The sequence below is a fragment of the Roseomonas sp. TAS13 genome (assembly GCF_001950415.1).
GTDB lineage: Bacteria > Pseudomonadota > Alphaproteobacteria > Acetobacterales > Acetobacteraceae > Roseomonas > Roseomonas mucosa.
The window spans coordinates 1-6691 of sequence record NZ_BDLP01000240.1; the positions used below are offsets into that span (position 1 = coordinate 1).

Sequence of the window (6691 nt, forward strand, 5' to 3'; positions counted from 1 at the left end):
GCGGCGCGCGGGGGAAGGCTTGCACGGGCCGGCACGGAAAGGCCGCTTTCCTTGCGCCGGCCGGAACGACCGCAGCGCAAGGCCGTGCGCCCCGCCCCGCCATGGCCCCCGGCGCGCGCCGGGTTCCGGAAAATGCGCTGGCATCCCGTGCCACTTGCGCGCAGAATGCCGTGGCGGACAGGACTTCGCGTTATCGCGCCCGCCGGTCCGCGGCCCGGCTTTCCCATGGGCATCGGCATCCATGGATTGCCTCTGTGGATGGAAGCGGGCAAAACCCGCCCCGATCCATGATCCGGATGGGCGCCGGGAAGAAGCGCAGGGTTGACTCAGGCGGGACCGGTTTCCGCAGAGGGCCTGAAAGGCATTCGCAATCGTTGTTTGGCCAGGAACTTCGTGACGGAAGACAGATTGGAACGCAGGGTTTGACAGCCGGTGACAAGTCTCCGCCAAGCCCTGTCCCACCTGCCCTTCGCACAGGTTCTACAGATATTATGAGAACTCATCGGTGCAACTGACGCGCGAGCAGTATGCGATCGCGGAATCGCTCGGCTGTCGTTTCCTGCCGGCGACCGAATCCCAGATCCATCGCTTGTCCATGCAGCAGCGGATCTTCTGGCTGGACGGAAAGGCCTTTGTCGTGAGCCGCCGGGACGGCTTCCACGAAACCGCCGGCACGTTGCGCCGCCTTCTCGCGCATGCGCCCGCCCCCGGCCTTTCCGAAGGGCCTTCCGGCGGCCATGCCGCGGCTCCGCCCACCGATGCGCCGCCGGCCGGGGCAGCCCAGGCGCCGGCCCCTCAGGCTTCGTTGCCCCAGGATGCCGCACCCCGGGAAAAGACACCCCCGGCCGTGGAGGCACCTCCTGCGCAGGATGCTCCGGCCTCGCCTCCCCCGGCCGCCGCCCCGCCGGCGGGCAGCGTTGCGAAACCGCGCCGGGCCGGTGGCAGGGCACACCCTCCTGCGCCGGAGCAGCCCGCTCTGGCCCTTCAGGAGGCTTCCCCGGACACCCCACGCGGCACCACGGACAGCCAGGCGGAAGCCACGCCCGGGGAAGTTGCCGCGCAGCCCGTCGCGCCCCCGGAACCCGAGCCCGTGGCGGCGTCCGCGCAGGCCGGGAGCGAGGAAGTCCGCGCCGATGCCGCCGCCGCCCTCCTGGCCGGCGCCGGGCTGGGCAGCCTCGGCGTCCTGCTGCAGCCGGGGGCCCTGGCGCGGAAGCGTCCCCGCAAGCAGATCCCCGGGCTGCTGGCCCCGAAGAAGCGCGATCCGGTGTCGCTGACCGTGCAGATCGTGGCGGCCCATGTCTCGAACAACGCGGTGCAGACCACCGACCTGCCCAACCTGATCGCCGAGGTGCATCGCGCCCTGACGGGGCCGATGGGCACGGCGAACGGGGCGGAGCCGGGCCGCCCGCCGCCCGTGGCGGCCTCCCTGACCCGGCGCCGTGCCGAGGGCGCGCAGAAAGGTGCCGGGAAGGGCTGAACCCGGCGGCCGCGTCTACTCCCCCGGCCCCGGGAAGAGCGTGGCGCTACGCCCCATGAGCCGGTAGCCGAGCAGGCCCAGCCATTCATGCACGGCGCCGTCGAGGTTGCCGAGCTTATCGGGCAGGCTGTTCTCCAGCGTCTCGCCATAGGACGCCCCACTGCGGTAATCGACCGGCCAGGGCAGGACCTCCCACCCGGCCCGCCGGAAGGCGCCGACCGAACGCGGCATGTGCCAGGCGGAGGTCACCAGCAGCCAGGTCTCCCCCGGCGCGGGCCGCACTTTCTGCCGCAGGAAGACCGCGTTCTCGTAGGTCGTGCGGGACTCCTCGTCGTAGATGACCGGCCGGGTCAGGCCCAGCTCCTCGAAGAGGCGGCGCGCCACCTCGGATTCCGTGACATGCCCGGCCACCAGCCGCCCGCTGCCGCCGGTGAAGGCCAGCCGCGCCCCGGGATAGCGCCGGGCCAGCCCCACGAAGGCGGTCATCCGCTCCGCCGCGCCGTTGAGCGAGGGGGTGCCGTGCACCTCGGTCATCTCCGTCCGCACCGCCCCGCCCAGCACGATGATGCCATCCACATGGGCCGGGGGCGGATCGGGCTGCGGGAAGCGGTTCTCCAGCGGTGCCAGCAGCCAGGAATCGATCGGCAGCAGGATCAGCAGCAACTGGAACCCCGACGCCAGGCCGAGAAGCGTGAGCCCGCTGCGCCGCCAGCGGCGCCACACCAGCAGGGTCCCCAACAGGAGGCAGAGGAACAGCAGGAAGCTCGGCTGGGCGAGCAGCGAAAGGGACTTCGTGATCTGGAAGCTCAAGCGGCCCTGCCTGCATCCCGTTGCCCGGGCAGGCTAGCATGGCCGCTCCCGGGCCGGCGATGGCCCCCCCCGCCGCCCGTTGCACGCCCCCCCCCGAAGGAGCGTCAGGCCACCCGCGTCGGCAGGGGCTGCCCGGCGAAATGCGCCCGCAGGTTCTCCACCACGAGGTTGCCCATGGCCAGCCGGGTCTCCACCGTGGCGCTGGCGCGGTGCGGCTGCAGCACCACGTTCTCCATGCGGCGCAGCGCCTCGGGCACATGCGGCTCCTCGGCGAAGACGTCGAGCCCGGCGCCGCCCAGGCGCCTTTCCTGCAAGGCCGCGATCAGCGCCGGCTCCGAGACGATGGAGCCGCGGGCGATGTTGACCAGGATGCCCTCCGGCCCCAGCGCGTCGAGCACATGGGCATTGACCAGGCCGCGCGATTCCGGCCCGCCCGAGGCGGTGATCACCAGGAAGTCGGATTCCCGCGCCAGCTCCACCAGCGAGCCGACAAAGCGGTAGTCCGGCAGGCCCTCTACCGGATGCAGGTCGTTGTAGGCGATGGTCATGCCGAAGCCCGCGGCGCGCTGCGCCACGGCGCGGCCGATGCGGCCCATGCCCAGGATGCCCAGATGCTTGCCGCTGACCTTGTGGCCGAGCGCCATGGTCTCGCGCTCCCAGCGCCCCTCGCGCACGAAGCGGTCGGCGTTGCAGAGGTTGCGCGACACGGCGAGCATCAGCGCCATGCCGAGATCGGCGACATCGTCGGTGAGCACGCCGGGTGTCGCGGTGACGGGGATGCCGCGCCGCCTGGCCTGCTCCGTGTCCACCGCATCCACGCCGATGCCGTTGACCGCGACGATCTCCAGCGCCGGCAGCGCCTCCATGACCGCGCCCGGCAGCCCGGCGGTGCCGCTGGTGGCGACGCCACGGACGTGCGGCCCCGTCTCGCGCAGGAAGGCGTCCCTTTCACCCGGCGGGGGCAGGCGGTGCAGTTCGAAGGACGCCTCGAGCTTGGCCTCGATGGCCGGCATCAGTTTCGACATCACCAGGATCGCCGGCTTCTGGCTCATCTTCTTCCTCCCTGTGGCTCCGTGCCCACGCGCCTCACATGGTCACTCCGGCAGCGTTTCAACATCCGGCCGAGGGGGACCATTGCCCGTTCCGGCCCTCCGCACAGGTCCGGCCAGGGCATTCCCGGCCCGTCCGCATCCGCCCCGCCAGGGCACCGGCTCATCGTCCCGGGCGCGGCGTCCGCGTTCCCGGGCGATGCGCCCCACGGCGGTCCGCTCCGGGTACGGGCCGGCCCGCCGATTGGGGGCGTCCCGTTCAGCCGATGGCGGTCCGCACCGTGCCGATACCCGGGAACTCCGCCTCCACCGCCGTGCCCGGCGGCACGGGGATGGCGCCGCAGCAGGAGCCGGTGGTGACCACGTCGCCCGCCTTCAGCCCGCCGGTGCGCGCGGCGGCATGGTTCGCCATCCAGTGCAGCAGCCGCGCCGGGTCGCCGCCCGGGTTGCCGCCCCTGCCCTCCGCCGCCACCTGGCCGTTCAGGCGCAGGATGAAGGGCTGCGCCGTGGGCACGACGCCGCGCCAGTCCGCCAGCGCCGGGCCGACGATCAGGGCGCCATGGCTCTGCTGGTCGGCCAGGTGGCTCAGCCTGTCGGTGGTGTTCAGCCCCATGAAGCGGGTGTCGGCGATCTCGATGGCCGGGTGCAGGCTGGCCACCGCGTCCAGCACCTCCTCCGGCGCATAGGGCTCGGCGCGCGGCGGCAGGTCGCGGCCCATGCGGTAGGCGAGCTCGGCCTCCACCCCCATCACCTGGAAGAAGCCGGGAGCGAAGGGGCTGTCGTCGAAGCGCAGCGTGCCGGCCAGGATCGGCGCGGCGAAGGGCGGGGCCTCGGCGTTGGCGGCACCGACCTTCCAGGCGGCGATGCCGCCCTGCTCCGGCGCCAGCGCCGCCGCCACCGCGTCCTGGATGGCATAGGCCTCGGCCTCGTCCTGCGGCCGGGCGCCGTCGGGCAGGACGGCGATCCAGTCGCGGCTGCGGCGGGCCTGGAGCAGCGCCTCGGTGGCGGCGCGCGGATCTGTCATGAAACTCGTTTCCGTCAGTCGGGCCGTCCGCACGGGGATCGGCCCGGGGACGGCGCTGGGGTGGTCAGGAACAGGACGGGCGATGCGCCTCAGTGCGAGTGCCGGGGCATCCCCTTGGTATGGACCACATCCTGATAGGCCGTGGCGAAGTCCAGGCAGGCGCCGTCGGAGAGCTGCCCCACCCGCTCGCGGTAGAGCTGCTGCCAGGGCGTCTGGTTGTTCGGCACATAGGGCTGCAGGGCATCGCGCCGCGCCGCGATCTCCTCCGGCGGCAGCAGAAGGTCCACCCGCCGGGCGCGCAGGTCGAAGCGCACGCGGTCGCCCGTCTTCAGCAGGGCGAGGCCGCCGCCCACCGCCGCCTCGGGCGAGACGTTGAGGATGGAGGGGCTGGCCGAGGTGCCGCTCTGCCGCCCGTCGCCGATGCAGGGCAGCGCGTTGACGCCACGCCGGATCAGCGCGTCGGGCGGCTGCATGTTCACCACCTCCGCCGAGCCGGGATAGCCGACCGGGCCGCAGCCGCGGATGAAGAGGATGCAGTACTCGTCGATCTCCAGCGCCGGGTCGTTGATCCGCTTGTGGTAGTCCTCCGGCCCCTCGAAGACGATGGCGCGGCCCTCGAAGGCATCCGGGTCCCCGGGGTTGGACAGGTAGCGGTCGTGGAACTCCCTGGAGATCACCGAGGTCTTCATCACGCCGGTATCGAAGAGGTTGCCGCGCAGCACCAGCATCCCCGCCTCCGGCATCAGCGGCGCGGAGAAGGGGCGGATCACGTCGCGGTCCTCCACCGTCACGCCGGCCAGGCTCTCGGCGATCGGGCGGCCGCTGACGCCCACCGGCCCGCCATGCAGCACGCCGGCATCCAGCAGCTCCCGCATCACCGCCGGCACGCCGCCGGCCCGGTGGAAGGATTCGCCGAGATAGGCGCCGGCGGGCTGGCAGTTGACCAGCAGCGGCAGCTCGTGCCCGACACGCTGCCAGTCGTCGAGGCTGAGCTCGACGCCGACATGCTTCGCGATGGCGACCAGGTGCGGCGGGCAGTTGGTGGAGGCGCCGAGCGCCGAGGCCACCATGATGGCGTTCTCGAAGGCCTCCTTGGTCATCACCTTGCGCGGCGTCAGGTCCTCGTGGACCATCTCCACGATGCGCTTGCCGGTGACGTAGGCCATCTGCCCGCGCTCCCGGTACGGGGCGGGGATGGAGGCGCAGCCGGGCAGGCTCATGCCCAGCGCCTCGGCCAGCGAGTTCATCGACAGCGCCGTGCCCATGGTGTTGCAGTGGCCGACGCTGGGGGCGGAGGCGGCGGCCAGCGCCATGAACTCCTCGTAGCCGATCTCGCCCGCCGCCATGCGGCGCCGCGCCTCCCAGATGATGGTGCCGCTGCCGGCCAGCTTGCCCTTGTAGTGCCCGTCCAGCATCGGGCCTCCGGACAGGACGATGGCCGGGATGTTCACCGTGGCGGCGCCCATCAGCAGGGCGGGCGTGGTCTTGTCGCAGCCGGTGGTGAGCACCACCCCGTCGAGCGGATAGCCGTAGAGCACCTCGACAAGCGACAGATAGGCAAGGTTGCGGTCCAGCGCCGCGGTGGGTCGCTTGCCGGTCTCCTGGATCGGGTGGCAGGGGAATTCCAGCGGGATGCCTCCGGCGTCGCGGATGCCGGCCCGCGTGCGTTCCGCCAGCTCGATGTGATGGCGGTTGCAGGGGGCGAGGTCGCTGCCGGTCTGGGCGATGCCGATGATCGGGCGGCCGGATTGCAGCTCCTGCGGCGTCAGGCCGTAGTTCAGGTAGCGCTCCAGATAGAGCGCCGTCATATCCGGGTCGGAGGGGTCGTTGAACCAGTTCTGGCTGCGTAGCGTGGCCATGATGCACTCCTGCCCTGTCATCCGTCGCTGGCGTCCGGTTCCCGGATCACCGCTCCTCAGGGCGGGCATCAAACGACCGGCTCCCGCCCCTGTCCAGCCTCCCGCCCCGGCTTTCGCGGGCCGTTCCGTCCTCGGGGAAAGGCGGGGCGCGGCGCCCGGGGCAGCCCCCGGCAGAGAGGCTCCGCCCCCCCTCTCCGCCGGGGACATGGTATGTCCCCGGGCCCCGCCTTTCGTTGGCGCCTGTGGCGGCCGTTACCCTGCCGCCTGATCCCCGAAACAGGTGGAAACGCGGGGCTCCCGAAAAGAAGAAAGACACCGTCTCCGCGCTCGCGGCACCGGCAGCCCGCCGGAGAGCATCGCTCTCCGGCGCGATCCGGCATCCGTCAGAACCAACTCATCGGGTCCAGGGCCCGCAGGGTCCTGGCGGATTTGTCTCTTGATCACATCTACGCACAGCTCCACCGTAAGGCGA

Annotated in this window: 6 protein-coding genes; 1 reads left to right on the forward strand and 5 read right to left on the reverse strand. The window is 72.0% G+C overall.

The annotated features are described in order from the left end of the window. Positions 1-499: 499 nt before the first annotated feature. Positions 500-697, reverse strand: coding sequence for a hypothetical protein (locus ROTAS13_RS27255; RefSeq protein ID WP_155985199.1), 198 nt, complete (start codon positions 695-697; stop codon positions 500-502). Between the two features lie 393 nt (positions 698-1090). Here ROTAS13_RS27255 and ROTAS13_RS28505 point away from each other — a divergent pair, with 393 nt between their 5' ends. Further along, the gene (locus ROTAS13_RS28505; protein WP_058389965.1) at positions 1091-1477 is read left to right on the forward strand and encodes a MucR family transcriptional regulator; all 387 of its coding nucleotides are present in this window, start codon (positions 1091-1093) and stop codon (positions 1475-1477) included. 15 nt (positions 1478-1492) lie between these two features. Here ROTAS13_RS28505 and ROTAS13_RS16725 read toward each other — a convergent pair whose 3' ends face one another. The 4 genes from ROTAS13_RS16725 to ROTAS13_RS16740 all read right to left on the reverse strand — a co-directional run bounded on the left by ROTAS13_RS16725 (position 1493) and on the right by ROTAS13_RS16740 (position 6219). After that, positions 1493-2287 (reverse strand): YdcF family protein, encoded by a 795-nt coding sequence (locus ROTAS13_RS16725; protein ID WP_058389966.1) that lies wholly within the window; start codon positions 2285-2287, stop codon positions 1493-1495. A 104-nt stretch (positions 2288-2391) separates the two neighbouring features. Continuing rightward, positions 2392-3339 carry a 2-hydroxyacid dehydrogenase gene (locus ROTAS13_RS16730; RefSeq protein WP_075822898.1) on the reverse strand — a complete coding sequence of 316 codons (948 nt, stop codon included), beginning with the start codon at positions 3337-3339 and terminating at the stop codon, positions 2392-2394. A gap of 256 nt (positions 3340-3595) precedes the next feature. Beyond that, positions 3596-4360 carry a 2-keto-4-pentenoate hydratase gene (locus tag ROTAS13_RS16735; protein ID WP_058389154.1) on the reverse strand — a complete coding sequence of 255 codons (765 nt, stop codon included), beginning with the start codon at positions 4358-4360 and terminating at the stop codon, positions 3596-3598. An 89-nt stretch (positions 4361-4449) separates the two neighbouring features. Beyond that, positions 4450-6219: an IlvD/Edd family dehydratase gene (locus ROTAS13_RS16740; protein WP_083755578.1), complete on the reverse strand. Its 1770-nt coding sequence runs from the start codon at positions 6217-6219 to the stop codon at positions 4450-4452. Between the last annotated feature and the right edge of the window lie 472 nt (positions 6220-6691).